The sequence below is a fragment of the Paenibacillus germinis genome (assembly GCF_013141785.1).
Taxonomy (GTDB): Bacteria; Bacillota; Bacilli; order Paenibacillales; family NBRC-103111; genus Paenibacillus_E; species Paenibacillus_E phytorum.
In genome coordinates this window covers 26,743-44,228 of the sequence record NZ_WHOC01000081.1, presented here as the reverse complement: position 1 = coordinate 44,228, position 17,486 = coordinate 26,743, and the positions used below count along the sequence as shown (strand labels likewise).

Sequence of the window (17,486 nt, the reverse complement as noted above, 5' to 3'; positions counted from 1 at the left end):
GATGGGAGCGCAGCTTATAACGATTAGCCCACAAAAGCCGGATCATTCGTTATCCCTTCAGGAAAAGGAAGGATTGGAGTTTCAAGTCCTTAGCGATCCGAACGGCTTGGTAACGGCCAAGTACAATCTGCTCTTCGATGTTCCGCCGGGAGTAAGGGAACTCATGGAAGGTATCGGACTCGATCTAGCGGAGTACAACAATACCTCGAAATGGGTTTTGCCGGTTCCGGCTACATTCATGATTGATGAGAGCGCCATTATTCGCTCCTCCTATGTCAATCCGAATTTCATGCAGCGTCAAAGCCCGGAGGGAATTTTGCGAGAGCTAAAAAAGTTGTAACGTTTTTTGCATCATTCTTGCCGTACGATAAGACCTGACATATCCATATATGCTGATGATACGGGGAGAAGCTTATATGGCTGGGTTCAGCGACAATCGGTGCGGGCGGGCGCACGAGCAGGGCTGTATTCCCTGGTCGTGCGTTTAAATAGCCCACAAAGGCCGCAGACGTCCCGCGTCTTCAAGCGAACATTTTGTTGATAGAGAGGGATAGAGGAATGGAAAAGAATTCACAACCTCAGGACATAAACGTCGAAAAATTGCTTCGTCATTGGCTGGGTGCTATGAAGTTCCGATTCACGGTTGCCATTTCCGGAACAGCGAGCGATTTTGCTTCATTTGATGCTGATTACGGCGTCAGGACGCCGATCGAAATTGTACGTCACATATCTCAATTGTTACAAACCTGCTGTTCAACGATTGCCGGTTCGCCGCGCGTACGACTTGAATCTAAAGGCTGGTATGAAGAAGCGGCGCGATTTTATGAAATAGTCGAACAATTGGATCAAGCCATCTTGCAATTTATACCGGAGCAAAGCGTTGTCGAAAACCTTGTTCAGGGACCGTTAGCGGATGCGACCAGCCATATCGGCCAATTGACGCTGCTTCGCAGATTAGCAGGAAGTCCGGTTGCGTACATCAATTATTCGCAAGCAACGATTTAAAGGGTGGATGGCTAAGGCAGACGGACATAGATTCCTGTGTTGGCTCTCAAGCCGCGTATACCGCTTGAAGAGGTCAATGCGTGGGCGGAGCGAGAGGCTGAAGCGGATTAATGAGGCAGACGCAGGCGGCTATCGACCGCGTAATGGCCGTGATTTACTCCGGAGAGATTGCCCCTTATTTGGCAAAGTAATGATAGAGGACCGGTACGGCGAATGCCATCCGGTCCTCAGTAAAAAGAGAGCAATAAAATCATCATCCAATAAAAGGGAGGTCGTTCTCTATGAAAAAAATGTTATGGGTCATCCTCATGATGTCCACCGGAACTTCCTTTACGTCGCCTTTATTTCCGCTATTTCAGGAGCAGTACCGATTAAGCAGTCTGCAAATCACCATTTTATTCGCTGTGTATGCGGTCTTCCTGTTGCCCTCTTTGCTCATTGTCGGCTCCAGAGGAAGCGGTTGGGGGCTGAAGCGGGTTCTTCGCATCAGCATCCTGTTGTCGATCCTGGCCACCCTTCTCTTTATGGCAAGCCAGCAGGCCTGGCTCGTTTACGGGGCGAGAATACTGGAAGGAATCGCTTATGGAAGCTTTACGGGCACCGCAGTCGGGTTTTTGCTGAAGCAAACGTCCGAAGAGAAAGCGGGCAAAACGATTCTGTTATCGGGTATGGCCGTTTCATTTGGTTTCGGTCTAGGACCTGCCTTGGCCGGTTTGATCATCCAGTATCTGCATCTGATGCCGCTGCGCGCGCCGTTTTGGCTTTTGACCGTTCTGTTGCTGAGCGCTTGGGTCGGCCTGGAAACGTTGCAGGACGAGGATTTTCAAGCCCGGAAGGAACGCCGTCGAGCGGCGTCGGCATCGATCTCGCTCGGGGTGTCTACCGACATTAAGCCTCATTTCTGGTCGTTCAGTGCGCTGCCCGTTTTCACGCTGTTTACCTTGAACGGAACCGTTCTCTCCTTGATTCCTTCGTTCGTGAAAAACGTGATTCACACTTCCAACCTTGCCGTGTCCGGTCTCCTGATTCTGCTGCTTATGGGAGGCGGCACGATGATGCAAATGCTGCCTTGGTTCAAACAGCCGGTCGTACGCCTTCGGTGCGGTATCGCTTTATTAGCTTGCGGAGCCTGGCTTGTCGTTCTCTCCGGGACGTCGGAAAGCATAAGCCTAATGTGGATCGGGGTGCTCGTTCAGGCGCTGGGCAGCGGTTGGACGTTCCAGATCAGCCTGCGATTGGCCGGCGAGCTTCCGAATGCATCGGAGCGGCCGAAGGTGATCACGACTTTCTACTTTGCGGGTTACATCGGATTTATTGTTCCCATCGTGGGAGTCGGTCTCCTAAGCTACTTATTTGACTTGTACGTGTCTCTGATCGTCCTGAATGTTCTCGCTTCCCTGGTGGTTCTCTACATGTTGTGTTATTCCCTAAGGTTTGCCCGGTACTATGCCGCCAGAAACGGAACGCAAGCTCAGGCGGAAAGTCTTCCATCCAAGGCGGGTTCGCAGGCCTTGCAATCCTGACGGATGAGGGGGCGGTTTAATTGCCGTGCCGATGGGAGAAGGCCATTCGAACGGCCGGATCCACACCTTGAATGGGGAGATCGGACATGAAACAAGTTATTCAACATTTGCTGAGTTTCACACCGACGAGGATCGTACTGGCGCTTGCTCTTTTTGTCCCGTTCTTGTTTACCGTGATCTGGATGACCGGTTACCATAACGCGACACAGCGCCTCGGCGTGCTGCAGATCGCCGTCGTCAATCTGGGGAGGGGTTGACGGAGAATCCTCCCCATAGAGCACAGCCGGCGATCGCCTCGGCCGCTCCGGTAGAGCAATAGATACAATTTGGATTCAGCCGATCTTCCCGGTTTGCGCAGCCAATTGTAATCTGGTTTACAGATAATAAAAGAATTGGGTCGTAAAATAAAATAGGAATGAACGAAATTTGTATTAAGGGAGATGCTCGAAAATGAGTTATTTAGCCTTATCTGGAAAAACAGCACCAGTCACTGGAGGATTTTCCCCATAAGGTTTGCTTCAAATTTATTTGTAAACAAGTTAAATGCTCCGTGATATGGATGAAAACAGAAGAGGAGGCCTTCCTATGCATTACAAAGCGATTATTATCGGTACAGGTCCGGCCGGTCTAACGGCGGCGATCTATCTGGCAAGAGCGAATGTTGCTCCACTTGTTATTGAAGGAATTCAACCCGGCGGCCAATTGACGACAACAACCGAGGTCGATAACTTCCCGGGGTTCCCGGACGGGATTATGGGTCCCGAGCTGATGGATAACATGCGCAAGCAAGCGCTGCGCTTCGGCGCTACGATTCAGCCGGGACGGGTGACGGAAGTGGACATGTCCAAGCGGCCGTTCACACTGTTCTTGGAGGACGGCGGTCAATTGACGGCTGATTCGCTGATTATTTCGACAGGCGCATCAGCCAAGAAGCTGGGCATCCCCAGCGAAACCGAGAATATCGGCAGAGGTGTCAGCACCTGTGCGACCTGCGACGGCTTCTTCTTCCGCAACAAGAGAATCATCGTGATTGGCGGCGGAGATACCGCGATGGAGGAGGCGCAATTTCTGACCCGGTTCGCGTCCGAAGTTCGCGTCGTGCATCGCCGCAATGAACTGAAGGCTTCGAAGATCATGCAGGATCACGCGCGCGGCAACGAGAAGATTGCTTGGAGCCTGAACCGGACACCGCTCGAAGTAACGGCGGGGCCGATGGGCGTAAGCGGACTGAAAGTGCGTAACAACGAAACGGGCGAAGAGGAGCTGCTGGAAGCCGACGGGATTTTCCTGGCGATCGGCCACACGCCGAATACGGGCTTCTTGGGCGGGCAGCTGCCAACCGATGAGCTCGGTTACCTGCAAGTCATTCCGGGCACATCCCAAACCGCCATACATGGCGTTTTCGCCTGCGGCGACGTGCAGGACCGCATTTACCGCCAAGCCATTACGTCGGCAGGCAGCGGCTGTATGGCCGCGCTGGATGCGGAAAGGTTCTTGTCCGAGCAGCACGCTTAATATTTTCGCATAACGAATCAACCAATCATTCTTAAGGGAGGCATATGCCATGTCAGTTCAACCGATAACAGATGCTACTTTCCAAAATGAGACCGCAGCGGGCACTGTGCTCGTCGATTTCTGGGCGCCTTGGTGCGGACCTTGTAAAATGATCGCTCCGGTACTGGACGAACTGTCCGCCGAGATCGGCGATAAAGCCAAAATCGTAAAAATCAACGTGGACGATAATCCGGAATCCGCGGCCAAGTACAACGTCATGAGTATCCCCACCCTGTTAATATTCAAAGACGGGCAAGTCGTGAAACAACTAGTCGGGGTGCAACCGAAAGATCGATTGAAGGCGGCTATCGAGCAGGCCTGAGAGTTAGAAAAAACACCCATAAACCATATTCCACTTAAATGGCAGCGTACATGACACAATTACAAGAACGCACAGGAGTAGCGACATTAAGAGGTAACCCGATTACACTTTGAAATATAAGTTGCCAGATTACATGCATGAATTTCTTCGTAACGTAGGTATGATACTTGAAGAATTTAATAGTGACGATTCGTTTGAACTGCCTTCTACGGCAACTTATATAATAAATCAGAACTGCGTAATCACAGCCGGCTATGCGGATGTTGATCTAAAGCAAGCGAATGGATCCTTTGGATACAATCCACGCAGTGCAATCGTTAAAATCGCGTACCATGACACAGGCTGCCGTTATTACATCGTTAGCCCGTAGAGCGTTTGGGGTAAAAGAGTAAAATCGGGTTTACATTGGGCCATCAGTTGATGGAGGGAACAAAGTGTACTATAAAGTTATGAGTGGGAAAGTAACCGATCGAAAACCATCATTTATTCAGTAAATCTGCCAAGGCAACTAGCCAAGGCTTTTTTTCTTGTTAATGTCAGCATTTATTATAGGTATTTTCTTGTCGCGCTTTAGGTAACTGCACGCATTTGAGGTATCTTCTTGTCGTGAAATTTTACGATTTTGATGTTTGTAGGGACTTTCTTGTCGCTAATGAGGGTATTTTCTTGTCGTTAGACTAGCTTGTTAAAAAGACGTATTGACAGCTTTTCAGCTCTATTCTATAATTTAAACAAACGTTTAATTTAAACGATCGTTTAACGAAGAGGAGTGGTTAAAATGAACCAAGCACTAGGTGCATTTCTAAAACAAGCAACGACGAAGGTCGGGATTATCACAGCCATTACGTTTCAGTTGTTGTTTAGTTTAATTTGGATGACGGGTTATAAGGGAGTAACCGATAATACGAGCCAATTAAAGATCGCGATCGTCAATGAAGATCAAGGTTTGGGGAGCAAAATTGTTCAAAACCTGCAGAGCAATCTTCCGTTTCAAACAGAGTTAGTGACTACTAATGAACAAGCACAAAATTTGTTAAATGATCGTCAGGTTCAGATGGTTATGCATATTTCGGCTGATTTCTCTAAACAACTTCAAACACCAGGACAGACGGTACCCATTACATATACAATTAATGAGTCTAATCCTTCTATGACGAAGTCCGTGATGCAGGCGGTAGCCGGGAATGTCACGGCGTCTGTTAACAAAGAGGCTGTAGCAGCTGGGGCATCAGCCGTTCTAACACAGATGAATCCGAAGCTGCCAGCCGAGCAAGCAGGGCAAATAGCTCAAGGACTCGCAACTAAGGTGACCTCGGACATTCAAAGTACCAATAAAGTAAAGGATATGCCGAATCAGATGCTTCCTATGATGCTAGTGCTTGCTTCTATTGTGGGTACGATGATCATGGGAATGAACTTTAATGTATCTACGAATATACTCGGTGCATCTGTTAATAAAATGGGCAAAATGACTGCAAGAATCGCTGTGACTGTCATTGCGGTCGTTGTTGTGGGACTGATCAGTGCAACAATGGTCGTTGCCTTGGGCGGGCATGTGGAGAAAGGCTTTTTATCCCTTTGGGCGTTCGAAACCTTATTCTTACTCACCTTTGCGCTCGTCGCTCAAATGTTTTTGACATTGTTTGGGAACGCAGGTATGCTATTTAACATCGCGATGTTGTCCTTGCAATTGGTGTCTTCTGGCGCTATTGTGCCAAGGGAGCTTTTATCGCATTTTTATCATACAATCAGTAATGCTTTCCCAGCTACCTATGCAGTGAATGGGTTAATGAATATCTTGTTTGGTGGACCAGGTGTTGCCAAGGAAGTCAGTTTCTTGTTTCTTATTGCCGCAGTTGCACTAGTCATTGATATTTTGGTTGTGTCTGCGAAAAAGGCAAAAGCAGTGACTGCTATGGAACAACGTCCACAGACCGCTTAGCTCAAGTACGAGGAGGGCGTTGATAAAATGGTTGAACCAGAATTAGATATGAAGATGAAAATTTTATTAGCAGCTAAAAAATTGTTCGCGAAGCATGGCTATGATTGCACAAGCGTTCGCCAAATTTGTGAAGAAGCTGGGGCCAATGTGGCTCTGGTTTCTTATTATTATGGCGGCAAAGAGAGCGTTTTCTACGAAATATTTAAACAGTTTTTCCCTATGAACAAGATCGTTGATTTTATAGCCATTGAGGATCCTATCGTAGGTATCCGGACGATTATTCAGGGTGTCGTAGAGATCAGAACTGCTGATCCTCAAATGATTAGTCTTATGCAAATGGAGATTATTAGCATCACCCCACGTTTGGAAAAAATGAGAGAGCTCGTGTATCCATTATGGAAAAAGGTGAGGGATTTACTAGAGCAAGGCAGACAGGATGGTATTTTTCATTTTGAATCTCTGGATAGCACGCTTATGTTTGTGCTGGGTTCCATATTTTTCTATAAGCAGAGGGAGTTTTTTGAACTTTTGTTTACGGAGGAACGGCCTGATACCCAGACCTTAATTGAGCAAACGACAACCTATGTGCTAAATGCGTTAAGATATCAATGCAAAGGGGAATGATGGATTTATGGGCAAAACATGCATCGTATGTTTAGGTGAGCTTTTAATTGATTTCGTACCGGAGGTGAACGGGCAAGCGTTGGCAGACGTTACGAGCTTCCAGCGGGCGGCGGGCGGAGCGCCGGCCAATGTTGCTGCGGCGGTCGCCAAGCTGGGCGGCGACGCAAGGTTTATCGGTAAAATCGGCCGTGACCCATTCGGCGATTTTTTGGTGCGCACGCTTGACGAAGTCGGCGTGCATACGGCCGTTGTGCAGACCGATGAGGCGAAGACCGGTCTGGCGTTTGTTTCACTGCGCGCGGATGGTGAGCGCGATTTCTTGTTTTTCCGCGACCCGGCGGCGGACATGCTGCTGCGCGCAGACGAAGTCCAGGCGCAGTGGCTGGAAGACGCCGCGGTTTATCATTTCGGCTCGGTATCACTGATCGCCGAGCCTTGCCGCACCGCGACGCTGGACGCAGCGCGCCGAGCGAGAGATTTTGGCGCATTGGTGTCGTACGACCCCAATGTGCGCCTGGCACTGTGGCCGAGCGCTGACGCAGCTCGGGCAGAAATCCTTGCGCAGCTTCCGCTTGCGGATGTGGTCAAAGTCAGCGAGGAGGAAGTCGAATTCCTCCTCGGCGTGGACGCGACCACAGGTGCGCAGCAGCTGCTGCAGCGCGGACCTAAAGTGATTATCATCACTTTAGGTCCTGGGGGCTGCCGTGTCGTGACCGCACGGCAGGATGTCGTCATCCCCGGCCAGCCTGTGGCAGCCGTGGACACGACTGGCGCCGGCGATAGTTTTGTCGGCGGCATGCTTTATCAGCTGGTGGCGCTTGGCGCTGCGCCAGCAACCATCGTTGACGTGCTCGCTGAAACAGGAGCCGCTGAGCAGGTATTCGCCTTCGCCAACCGCGTAGGCGCAATTACGACGACGCGCAGGGGGGCGATTCCTGCGCTCCCTACTCTGGCGGAAGTGCAAGGCTAGCTTGTGAGAAGCCAAGACTATGTGCACTATCCCCACAGCTCAGAAATGGATACGAGAAAAGATTCATCCAATTAACCGAAAGTTAATGGGATGAAATAACTTCCTGACGTATGTGCAATTCTGAGGGGAAGGGATAGTGGTGTGAGACTGAGCAGTAAGAATTATCAATGCTGAGTGGTCGATTCATGGAAGCCAAGCCTAAGCTCACTATCCCCGCAGCTCAGAAATGAATGCAGTGATTGCAGGCCATAGAATTCTAACGACATGAAAATGCCTACAAAAGAACCTTGCTATATCAAGGTTTTTTTTCTTTTGTGGGGATATTTTTGTCGTTTTTTTTGCTACAAGAATATCTCCCTAATATGTGCAATAGACGTTTAATTGGGGGAAATGAACAAAGAAATCGTTGTTGACCGCTTTGGTTTGAATCTGGGCGGAGAAGAGCGTACTTGTTTCATCCATCTAGTTTGATTTGAAGTAAATATGATGTGTCCGCAAAAATTGAGCCTTGCTTGCGACAAAAAGCATCAGTTACTCTACACTACGTATACTTAGGTACTGTTACATCATTGGGAGGTGAGCCATTTAAGTGAAAATTTTGGATTTATTTTCTTATTTGTATAGAATCACTTTAAAAGTTAAGCAAGCCGCCTCCGCTTCTGTATGGACAATGCGTATTGATAAATGATTTATAGACTTGCAGAAAGTCTTCCTTTGCATGATCGCCGGCGAAGGGGTATAGCCCCTCTTGTAGACGTGAAGCTTGATGAAAAGGAGCGGATAAAAATGAACAAAAAACCAAATATTTTATTTCTTATGAGTGATGAACATCGCGCGGATACAGCCGGTTTTGCAGGAAACCCCGTTATCCGTACTCCTAATCTGGATCGGCTCGCCGAAGCCGGTGTCGTATTCACGAACGCCTACACCCCTTCGCCGATCTGTATCCCGGCCCGGCAAAGCATCATGTCCGGTCAACTGCCAGAGACGACGGGTTGCAAGTCATATGGGCAAGACCTGGCGCCGGGCCATATGACCTTTGCCCGCCGTTTCGCACAATATGGTTACGCGACAGTTGCTTGCGGCAAGCTGCATCACATAGGGACCGACCAGATGCAAGGTTGGATGCAGCGGATCGGGAACGAGATGCAGGTTGATCTTCCTTTTCTCGAAGGCCGTGACGAAATAGAGTGCGGTAAGGCTGTAAAACCGGTTGGAGCAATGAAATGGGACCAGCCCAAGGAAGTGAAGAGAGCAGGAATCGGAATGGCGCCCCATACGGTTATGGATGCGTATACGGTTCTCGGAGCGACTAATTTCATTGATGAATATTTTCTTAACCCTTATTATGACCGAGAATCGCCGGATCGTCCCCTGTTGCTGAAGGTAAGCCTTCTTCAGCCCCACTATCCGTACATCGCGGACGAATATAAATTTCGTTATTATTTGAATCGGGTGAAGCCCTTCGAGGATCAGGAAGTGTTCGACCATCCGTTTCTCAGCAGGCTTCAAGTGCGGCCGGGCGTGGATGCATCGGAGCGGGAAATTTGGCGGGCGGTTGCCGCATATTACGCCATGATTGAAACGGTCGATGACCATTTCGGCACTGTCATGCAGGCGTTGGAGACTGCCGGACAAAATCTGGACGATTGGATCATTATCTATACGAGCGATCATGGGGAAATGCTTGGCGAGCACGGTGTCTGGGAGAAGCAAAAGTTTTTCGAAGGTAGCGTGCGAGTGCCGCTCATCATTCGTTGGCCTAAAGGGTTTGACGGTGGACGCATCCTCTCGGAAAATGTCAACCTTTGCGACCTCTTTGCAACGATGTGCGAGCTTAGCGGCATCCCTGTTCCTCCTGTACTCGACAGCCGCAGCATGGTGCCGCTGCTCACGGGCAGCCCGCTCAAGTGGGACAATAGGACTATTTCCCAGTTTGGCCCGCATTACATTATGATTAAACAAGATCATTTGAAGTATCAATATTATGGTCCCGACATGCCGGAGGTTTTGTTTGATCTTAGCCGCAATCCGGAAGAAACGATGAATTTCTGCGGTGATCCCGACTATATGAGACAGATGGAGTCGTTTCGTAAGCAGCGGCGGGAATTTCTGCAAGAAGGAGCTGTCAGCTGAATCTTCCCGGAATCTGATTGTCAGAAAACTGAGACTTGCGGAACTAGCAGGCGGAACGCCAATTTTATTGGTAAATACGCCTGTAAAATAATGAACGGAGTCGAAGCCTGTAACTTTTGAAATTTCTGTACTTGGCCATCAGAATAACAGAATAAACGAGCACCCTACCTTCTAAATTCCTTCCCGGAAATAGACGATAGGGTGTTTTTGGTGTGGAATGACCTTAACCGACAACGTTTATCGAGAAAATCTGTCATATGACATTATGGCACTAGCCGATTTTACATCACAAGAACTAGCATAAGAGTTGTACAAATGAGAGGACTTTTAAATTAGAGAGGATGAGATGGACATGAATCAAAGAATCCGGAATCACCTGAGAAACTTCTATTTTTTGTTGCTTACTTTTGTGACAGGGTTGTTTTACTTTTGCTTTTATTTGGTGGGTATTACATTAGGGGTCTCGATGGCGTTCACTTTAGTAGGGCTTCCGATCCTCCATTATGTTTTGCGTTCCACTGGTGCGTTTGTGCAGCACGAACGGATCCAAACCGAAGCCTACACGGATATCTACATTGGCCCTGGTCCAAGCCGAACAAGAATGGAAGGAAGCTTATGGGATCAGGTTAAAGCTGAACTGTCCGATACGCGTAATTGGAAAGCGATATTCGTGCTGATGTTGAGATTCGTTATCGGACTTGTCAGTGTGATTTGCGCTGCTCTTTTCTATGTGACACCGCTTACCCTTCTGTTAGCGCCCATCTTGTCCGTCTTGAATATGTTAGATTATTTTTCATTCTTAGGGATGGAAATCAGAACGTTTGGCGACTCGCTCTACGTCATGCTTGCAGGTGTAATCCTTATATGGTTCGGTCCTTATTTGGGTAATGGCTTGGTAAGGATGATCGGGAGCCATACGCGTCGTATGGTTGAAGGTTTAGCTGGAAAATAAAGTGATAACAACAGATGATGTAGAATTCCAGCTGTAGTCTAGCATTAAAGGAATCTGCATATCAAATGAGAGTGGGGGAAGATTATGACAGTATCACTTATGAAAACATCCTCACAGTCCCTCTGGATGATGTGGGAGCACGTGTTTGACTTCTTAAACAGATTTCGAAGCGAGTCTGTGTGGGGATATGGCATATGTAAATTGGTGGTCAGGCAGCATCGCGGAAATAGTATTACCTGTCAAGACGGGCGTCGGATACTTGCCGGAGATTGGGTGGGCGAACTTCATCTGGATAATCGGCAAGTACTGAGGCTTACACGTACGGTCGGTGCAGATCGAGCCGGGTTGAGTACTGCACGCTTGTTTCGCCTTGCAATCAAGCAAATAAGTCAGGAGCTGGATAGCAATCCGGAACTGGTGAAAGTCCAGGCCTTAACCGGGATCACATTGCTTCACCGGGGGATCATTCACGGAATAGGGTTTGAACAGCATCCCATTGAGTCCAAATGGCAGGAACGATTTTATGCGATGTATCTTCGCTTTCTTCTTCGTATACTGCATCCGGAAGGGAAACAGCGAGTCGGGCACAGCATCGAGAAGTTATCTCCCATAAGGATAGTGATAAGCAAACAGTCTCTGAAGGAACGTTTTACGGTACGGAAAAAGGATTCGAAACCATCATCTCTTGATGGTAACCAGGATCTGCAGGGTCAAAGGAAGAAAGAGGCGGTCTCATGATACAAAAACTAATTAATTTATCCATAGATGTGATGATTCTCTATATGATAGTTCCCTTTATTCTTACCCGAATATGTAGGTGGGGCGTTCACTCCAAAGGAAAAGTGGCGAAGGGAATTGCCTTTACTTTCGATGATGGTCCTGACCCTTGCTATACGCCTAAATTGCTGGACTTGTTAAAAGAGCGTGAAGTAAAGGCCACCTTCTTCGTACTGGGCAGCAAGGCCGAAAAATATCCGGAGCTGATTCAGCTCATGTACCGGGAGGGGCACCAAATCGGCATTCATAACTATACGCACACTTCCAACTGGATCTTGTTCCCATGGACGAGTAAACGAGAGCAAGCAGATCGTACAGCTGACATTGTCGAGCGAATCACAGGAGAGCGGCCTATCTTTTACCGCCCGCCTTGGGGGCTTCTCAATCTAGGCGATCTCCTTTTGATGAGAAAGTCTTATCGGATCGCTCTGTGGTCGGTCATTGTAGGAGATTGGAAATTATCGGTCAGCGCTGAAAAAATGAAGCGTGCCTTGTTGAAAAGGATTAAGCCTGGTTCCATCGTCGTTCTACACGATAGCGGCGATACACTTGGAGCAGATGAAGAAGCACCGCGGCACATGATAGCAGTTCTGAAAGAAGTTTTGGAAGAAATTCAAATGAAGGGTGTGAAATGTCTACGAACGGATGAGCTGTTGGGTAAGGAAGTGAGGGGGATTGGAGACGTTGTATCGAGAGCCAAATCTCCTGGTCAGGTCCATATGTAGGCTCGCTTAGTGAATGAGAAGGTAAGGATAGAAAGCCTGGATTTATGAGAGAAATCCGGCTTCCAATGCCTTCTGTATAGCTTCTTCCCGGTTACGAACACCCAATTTCAGATAGGCCGTTGAGGCATAATTTCTCACTGTACCGTCAGATAAGTATAATTTCGAAGCGATGGTTTTATAACGGAGGCCTTTGGATACAAGCTGTAAAATTTCAATTTCGCGTGGAGTCAGGTCGTAGTTCTCGGTTGTTTTCGGTTTCAACAATTCGGTTTCATTCTTGTCCATTTCGAGCTTCTCAAACAATTTATGCGACATCTCCTGATCAATCAGTGTGCCCCCGCGATAGACAAGACGAATGTTTTCAGCAAGCTCACGCGGTTCAATAGATTTCAATAAGTAACCGTCTGCTCCGCTTCGCAGAACTTCCAGGGCCTGTTCGGTATCTTGAAACGTGGTCAGAATCAGAATTCGGATGTGAGGCCATGTTTGCTTTATTTTTTTTGATGCTGAAATCCCATCCATGTGGGGCAAGTCCAAATCCATGAGCACCAACTGTGGCTGACACTGCTCGCATAACTCAATGGCTTGTTCGCCATCCTCGGCCAATCCCACCACTTGCAAATCCCTGTGTCCCTCCAGAATGGTCCGGAGGCTTTCTCTGATGAAGGGTTGGTCATCGACGATTAGTAAGCGAATGACCTCATCCGATAATTCCACTTGCCTTGGCAATGTGCAGGTAACAAGCGTTCCTTCACCATGCTTTGTATAAACAGAGACTTGCCCTTGTAGATTCATGGCTCGCTCTTTCATCGCGTTCAAGCCGAAGCCATCCTGCCATTTCTCCGTCCCTATACCGTTATCCTGCACTTCCAGCCTAATGTGCCGCTGCTCAAATTGCAGTGAAACGGTAATTTCCGTAGACTGCCCATGACGTACAGCGTTAGTTAACGATTCCTGCAAGCAACGAAAAAAGGCCATTTTGGCTTGCTTGGGTAACGGGTACTCCTCACCAAAAGTTCGGAAGCGAACGCTCACTTTGGCATGTGCTTGAAATTCTTCTCCTAATTGTTGCAACGAATGGAGCAGCGGAAGCGTCTCCTGCGGTGACTCTAATTGATGCAAGTATCCTCTGACTTCGTCTATGCCCTTGCGAGCTAAATTCAACAGAGAATCGAGCTTCTGTTCCCCGGCTTCCATAGAAAGTTCCGGACGCAAAGTTTCTAATCCCATGATAATAGAGGTATAGGAATGTCCAACCGTATCATGAAGATCCTTGGAGAGCCGATTGCGTTCTTCAGCTAGCGTGATGCGTTCGATTTGGGACAAATACTGTTCTAAAACCGTATTCTGTTCACGGATGACCTCACTTTGCCGATGATTGACCACCAGTAAATGAAAGGCAAACCCAATGGCATAAACGAGCCCGATGTGAATCATCATGATCAAATAATCGCTCTGATGAGAAAGCACTTTTATCAAAGTAGGTATGAGAAGAATCGTGACGGGCCCTGACCAACGATAGGATTTATGAGCGCTGTTCACCGCAATCAGGAAAGCAGATGGTAGAAACGCGAGATAAGCTTCCGGAAACAAAGAAGTTAAATACAAGATTAGTCCGCCCGAAAAAATGATTTCTGTAAGTAGATAATACTTATAGTTGAGAAGCAAACAAAGCCAAGGAACGGAAAAAGCGATAATCTGCCAAAAAATCAAAGCCCAAAGGGGCAGCGTTATGTCAGCATGAAAATTTACGGTTGTGATCATGAGAGAAGTACTACCAATAAGTCGGAACATGAGCATAATCCAGTCATACCAAAACCACTGTTTTACAGTTTCAAACAAGTCCATCATCCTCTACTAAACTTTCAGATTCTTGCTGTTTCCTTACCAGTATAGAACAAATATTAATCAAACGACACTTTTCTCAGTAGTCGTGGGATCGGTTTAACATTTTGATCATTTGACGTGTGTAACCGCCGATCAACCGTACCAACCCATTTGCTAACCAAGCGCTCACAAAAGTCATAAGAATCCCCACAACTGATACAAGAAGAGATTTCGTGAATGTATCTATCGGTATTCCAATGACGTTTATGTCAGAAAAAGGAAGTAACAACGGAGCCAGGATAAACAAAAGAGGCGTCACATAGAGCATGGCTGCACTTAGGAGACAAAGAAGCCCAATCAAAAATTTCAACATCAACCAACAGATAGCGATCCAGTTGCGGGGATCTTGAAGCTCCTCTTTGGCTTGCTCCCAGAAAGACGCCTCTAGTCTTATTTTCCGTTCGTAAGGCGGAGTGGTGATATCGGTATAAATCTTCGTTTGTATACGTTCGAATTGTATGAAAGTTGACGTGGTTCGCAGTACTTGTGTGAGAAGTGGAATGCCTGCCACTGTAAAAGAAAGACCAAAACCTAAGGTAAGGGTAACTAGATAAAAACAAAAGTAAAATAATCCTGTAGCAAAAGTGAACAGTAAGAAGTAGCCATTTTGAATGAAGCCTATGATCTTCTTTTTCATGAATAACTCATCGTCCCTTCAATGTAATAGCCGTATCCTACTGCTTTCCGTGTCAAATAATCTAGTGCCAAAATGTCATATGACATTATTGGGAAAGCCAAGTAAACGATGACGAAATGCAACTTGTTCGTATGACAATCGTTTTGCAATACTGGGTAGGCCGAGCGTTCACAGGCTAAAGCGAAAAAGAGGAGATGGATATCATGAGAAAAATAATTCGCAACACCAGTCTCGCAGTACTACTATTATCTGCGAGTGTCGTTACAGCTTGTACTGCTTCAAATGGTGCACCAACATCAGTACCGGTATCAACAGAGAAAGTCAGCTTGGAGGGACCTCTAGATGGGAAAGAAGTAGAGGCGTTCGCTGATCCCTTATTCGCAGATAAGATGAAGAAATTTAATACGGTCGGCTCCAATTTCGTAGTCGTCAAGGATGGGAAAGTAGTGTTAAGCAAAGGCTACGGATATGCAAATAAGGAAAAGAATATCCCTGTCGATAAAGACACTATTTTCCAAATTGGCTCTGTTACCAAGTCTTTTACAGCATTGGCGGCTATGCAGCTTGTCGATCAAGGGAAAGTGAGTATGACTCAAGATATTCAAGCATATCTTGGAGGATTGAAAGTACCGAATACAACGGGAAAACCGCTGACGATGTTTGATCTGCTTACTTATTCGAGCGGTGTGGACTTGCCGGATATCGTCACTGATTTTTCGCTGGAGCATTTGAATAAGGACATTCCAATGAAGGGGTATTTCAATACGCATATGCCGACTGTGGTAAGACCCCCCGGAGAAGCTTATACGTATGACAATTTTGGTTTTATGTTAGCGGGATATGCGGTAGAGAGCGTAAGCGGCATGCCTTATTCTCAATATATGGAGAAGAATGTATTCAAACCATTAGGGATGAACAAGACCGGTGTTCGATTAACTCCTGAGGTATTATCCAATATGGCTGCACACTATGGACCGAATGGCGAGCTTCAGCCGACAATTGGATTTGCGCCGTCAGAGAAGCCTGAGGGAAGTATGACTTCAACAGGCGAAGACATGGCTAAGTACTTGATCATGCACTTAAATAAAGGAGTATTTGAAGGCAAAGAAATCGTAAGTAAAAAAAGCATCGATCTGATGCACACCTACCATATTTTCGCTGACCCAACAATTCCTATCACAACCGTTGGATTTGAAGGGTATTTCAACAATTTGATGAATGGCCAGCATGTGATACTCAAGGGAGGGAATGTTCCGGGCCATTCCTCGTTGATCGCCATCCTGCCAGAGAGGAATACTGCTTTTTACATGTCTTACAACAACGATTCAATGATGAGTTTAGAAGTGTACGAGGCATTTATGAATCACTATTTTCCTAAGACTGGGAAAACACAGCCATCCACCTATATGCCAGTCAGTGAGCAAGCAGCTCAAGCATACATTGGATTATACAAAAATACGCGTGTACATGCGTTAAGGACTCAAATTTCTTATGCGGACGGGAATTTGCTCATGGAAACGGGGACTACGGGCAAGCACACGCTGAGAATGGTCCATCCGCTTCTATTTGAAGACGAAGCCGGTAATAAAATGGCATTCAAGAAAGATGAATCGGGCAATATCGCCTATTTCTATTATACGAATCCAAAAGGACTGGATTTCGTTGCTCATGCGCAAAAAGTGAAGATGAAAGCGGCATTTTCCGATGTGCCTAATGACAGTCTATTTAAATCGTATATTGATAATCTAAACGGATTAGACATTATGGGAGCCAAGTCAGGTGACCGCTTTGACCCTAAAGGAACGATGACACAAGGAGAATTTGCGGATGTGCTGCTGCGCGCCCACGGTTGGCATACAATTTCGGATTTGTTCGAAGGGAATAAGAAACAGATGATAGTTGGAATACCCAATTATCAATCAGCGTCTCCAATCACAAGACAAATGGCGGCGGTTATGATTCAAAATCTCAAGCAAGCAGCGCCTGGAACCAATGTTAAGCTAATCGGCAAAACGGATTCTTGGGCGGCTGAAGCTATCACTGCGCTTGTTTCTCAAGGCATTGTAGACCCGGATACGAAGGTTAATTCGGATCAGACTGTTGATTTCCGCTCCACACAAAATTTGAGTCGTCAAGAAGCCAGTGCATTACTTGATAAAGCTTTTGGTTACTACACATTGCCAATTAAACTCTAAGGGTCAAGGGCTGGCGATTAACGGAAAAGTGTTAAAAGAAAACAAATAAATATTTACATCACTCCCCAAAAACCGCGAAGCCTTGATGCTACGCGGTTTTTGTTCTTTTTTATACAAAGTCTTTCATTATTCTTTTATTGGGCTTTAGTAAAATTAAAGAATAGAGATTGCAATATTCATTGAGACTTGTTTCGACGTGTACAGTTAAGATTGTGCAAGTAGGATCAATCATGGGAG

The 17,486-nt window shown here is 46.9% G+C and carries 17 protein-coding genes; 15 read left to right on the top strand and 2 right to left on the bottom strand.

What is annotated here, in order from left to right:
• The 14 genes from GC102_RS16765 to GC102_RS16700 form a co-directional block, all read left to right on the top strand.
• A partial coding sequence (locus tag GC102_RS16765) for a redoxin domain-containing protein (RefSeq protein WP_171690562.1) occupies positions 1 to 340 on the top strand: 340 nt, incomplete at its 5' end.
• Between the two features lie 218 nt (positions 341 to 558).
• A complete protein-coding gene (locus GC102_RS16760; RefSeq protein WP_171690561.1) occupies positions 559 to 1,005 on the top strand; it encodes a hypothetical protein in 447 nt (148 codons plus the stop codon).
• Between the two features lie 281 nt (positions 1,006 to 1,286).
• Positions 1,287 to 2,528 (top strand): MFS transporter, encoded by a 1,242-nt coding sequence (locus tag GC102_RS16755; RefSeq protein WP_171690560.1) that lies wholly within the window; start codon positions 1,287 to 1,289, stop codon positions 2,526 to 2,528.
• A gap of 86 nt (positions 2,529 to 2,614) precedes the next feature.
• Positions 2,615 to 2,785, top strand: coding sequence for a YhgE/Pip domain-containing protein (locus GC102_RS16750; protein ID WP_171690559.1), 171 nt, complete (start codon positions 2,615 to 2,617; stop codon positions 2,783 to 2,785).
• A 328-nt stretch (positions 2,786 to 3,113) separates the two neighbouring features.
• On the top strand, positions 3,114 to 4,043 hold the full coding sequence (trxB, locus tag GC102_RS16745) for a thioredoxin-disulfide reductase (protein ID WP_171690558.1): 930 nt from the start codon (positions 3,114 to 3,116) through the stop codon (positions 4,041 to 4,043).
• Between the two features lie 49 nt (positions 4,044 to 4,092).
• Positions 4,093 to 4,404 (top strand): thioredoxin, encoded by a 312-nt coding sequence (gene trxA / locus GC102_RS16740; protein WP_171690557.1) that lies wholly within the window; start codon positions 4,093 to 4,095, stop codon positions 4,402 to 4,404.
• Positions 4,405 to 4,513: 109 nt separating this feature from the next.
• The gene (locus tag GC102_RS16735) at positions 4,514 to 4,774 is read left to right on the top strand and encodes a hypothetical protein (protein WP_171690556.1); all 261 of its coding nucleotides are present in this window, start codon (positions 4,514 to 4,516) and stop codon (positions 4,772 to 4,774) included.
• 408 nt (positions 4,775 to 5,182) lie between these two features.
• Positions 5,183 to 6,346, top strand: coding sequence for a YhgE/Pip domain-containing protein (locus tag GC102_RS16730; RefSeq protein WP_171690555.1), 1,164 nt, complete (start codon positions 5,183 to 5,185; stop codon positions 6,344 to 6,346).
• Between the two features lie 27 nt (positions 6,347 to 6,373).
• A complete protein-coding gene (locus GC102_RS16725; protein ID WP_171690554.1) occupies positions 6,374 to 6,970 on the top strand; it encodes a TetR/AcrR family transcriptional regulator in 597 nt (198 codons plus the stop codon).
• A 7-nt stretch (positions 6,971 to 6,977) separates the two neighbouring features.
• Positions 6,978 to 7,940 (top strand): PfkB family carbohydrate kinase, encoded by a 963-nt coding sequence (locus tag GC102_RS16720; RefSeq protein ID WP_171690553.1) that lies wholly within the window; start codon positions 6,978 to 6,980, stop codon positions 7,938 to 7,940.
• 786 nt (positions 7,941 to 8,726) lie between these two features.
• Complete coding sequence (locus tag GC102_RS16715; RefSeq protein WP_171690552.1) at positions 8,727 to 10,076, top strand: sulfatase-like hydrolase/transferase; 1,350 nt, start codon at positions 8,727 to 8,729, stop codon at positions 10,074 to 10,076.
• Positions 10,077 to 10,428: 352 nt separating this feature from the next.
• On the top strand, positions 10,429 to 11,028 hold the full coding sequence (locus GC102_RS16710) for a sensor domain-containing protein (RefSeq protein WP_171690551.1): 600 nt from the start codon (positions 10,429 to 10,431) through the stop codon (positions 11,026 to 11,028).
• A gap of 84 nt (positions 11,029 to 11,112) precedes the next feature.
• Entirely contained in the window at positions 11,113 to 11,766 is a 654-nt protein-coding gene (locus tag GC102_RS16705) for a YkoP family protein (protein ID WP_246320956.1), read from the top strand.
• Entirely contained in the window at positions 11,763 to 12,530 is a 768-nt protein-coding gene (locus GC102_RS16700; protein ID WP_171690550.1) for a polysaccharide deacetylase family protein, read from the top strand. The genes GC102_RS16705 and GC102_RS16700 overlap by 4 nt, the downstream gene beginning before the upstream one ends.
• 42 nt (positions 12,531 to 12,572) lie before the next feature.
• Here the strand turns inward: GC102_RS16700 and GC102_RS16695 are convergent, their stop codons facing one another.
• Positions 12,573 to 14,378 carry a response regulator gene (locus GC102_RS16695; protein WP_376769380.1) on the bottom strand — a complete coding sequence of 602 codons (1,806 nt, stop codon included), beginning with the start codon at positions 14,376 to 14,378 and terminating at the stop codon, positions 12,573 to 12,575.
• 76 nt (positions 14,379 to 14,454) lie between these two features.
• Entirely contained in the window at positions 14,455 to 15,054 is a 600-nt protein-coding gene (locus tag GC102_RS16690; protein ID WP_171690548.1) for a sensor domain-containing protein, read from the bottom strand.
• Between the two features lie 203 nt (positions 15,055 to 15,257).
• On the opposite strand from GC102_RS16690, the gene GC102_RS16685 reads away from it, so the two are divergent.
• On the top strand, positions 15,258 to 17,249 hold the full coding sequence (locus GC102_RS16685; protein WP_171690547.1) for a serine hydrolase domain-containing protein: 1,992 nt from the start codon (positions 15,258 to 15,260) through the stop codon (positions 17,247 to 17,249).
• Positions 17,250 to 17,486 lie beyond the last annotated feature (237 nt).

Excerpts from the sequence above, each read along its gene's own strand:
- GC102_RS16715 (WP_171690552.1), top strand. The coding sequence starts at position 8,727 with ATGAACAAAAAACCAAATATTTTATTTCTTATGAGTGATGAACATCGC.
- GC102_RS16755 (WP_171690560.1), top strand. The coding sequence starts at position 1,287 with ATGAAAAAAATGTTATGGGTCATCCTCATGATGTCCACCGGAACTTCC.
- GC102_RS16750 (WP_171690559.1), top strand. The coding sequence starts at position 2,615 with ATGAAACAAGTTATTCAACATTTGCTGAGTTTCACACCGACGAGGATC.
- GC102_RS16710 (WP_171690551.1), top strand. The coding sequence starts at position 10,429 with ATGAATCAAAGAATCCGGAATCACCTGAGAAACTTCTATTTTTTGTTG.
- GC102_RS16725 (WP_171690554.1), top strand. The coding sequence starts at position 6,374 with ATGGTTGAACCAGAATTAGATATGAAGATGAAAATTTTATTAGCAGCT.
- GC102_RS16730 (WP_171690555.1), top strand. The coding sequence starts at position 5,183 with ATGAACCAAGCACTAGGTGCATTTCTAAAACAAGCAACGACGAAGGTC.
- trxB (WP_171690558.1), top strand. The coding sequence starts at position 3,114 with ATGCATTACAAAGCGATTATTATCGGTACAGGTCCGGCCGGTCTAACG.
- GC102_RS16720 (WP_171690553.1), top strand. The coding sequence starts at position 6,978 with ATGGGCAAAACATGCATCGTATGTTTAGGTGAGCTTTTAATTGATTTC.
- GC102_RS16685 (WP_171690547.1), top strand. The coding sequence starts at position 15,258 with ATGAGAAAAATAATTCGCAACACCAGTCTCGCAGTACTACTATTATCT.
- GC102_RS16690 (WP_171690548.1), bottom strand. The coding sequence starts at position 15,054 with ATGAAAAAGAAGATCATAGGCTTCATTCAAAATGGCTACTTCTTACTG.
- GC102_RS16700 (WP_171690550.1), top strand. The coding sequence starts at position 11,763 with ATGATACAAAAACTAATTAATTTATCCATAGATGTGATGATTCTCTAT.
- GC102_RS16695 (WP_376769380.1), bottom strand. The coding sequence starts at position 14,378 with ATGGACTTGTTTGAAACTGTAAAACAGTGGTTTTGGTATGACTGGATT.
- GC102_RS16705 (WP_246320956.1), top strand. The coding sequence starts at position 11,113 with ATGACAGTATCACTTATGAAAACATCCTCACAGTCCCTCTGGATGATG.
- trxA (WP_171690557.1), top strand. The coding sequence starts at position 4,093 with ATGTCAGTTCAACCGATAACAGATGCTACTTTCCAAAATGAGACCGCA.
- GC102_RS16760 (WP_171690561.1), top strand. The coding sequence starts at position 559 with ATGGAAAAGAATTCACAACCTCAGGACATAAACGTCGAAAAATTGCTT.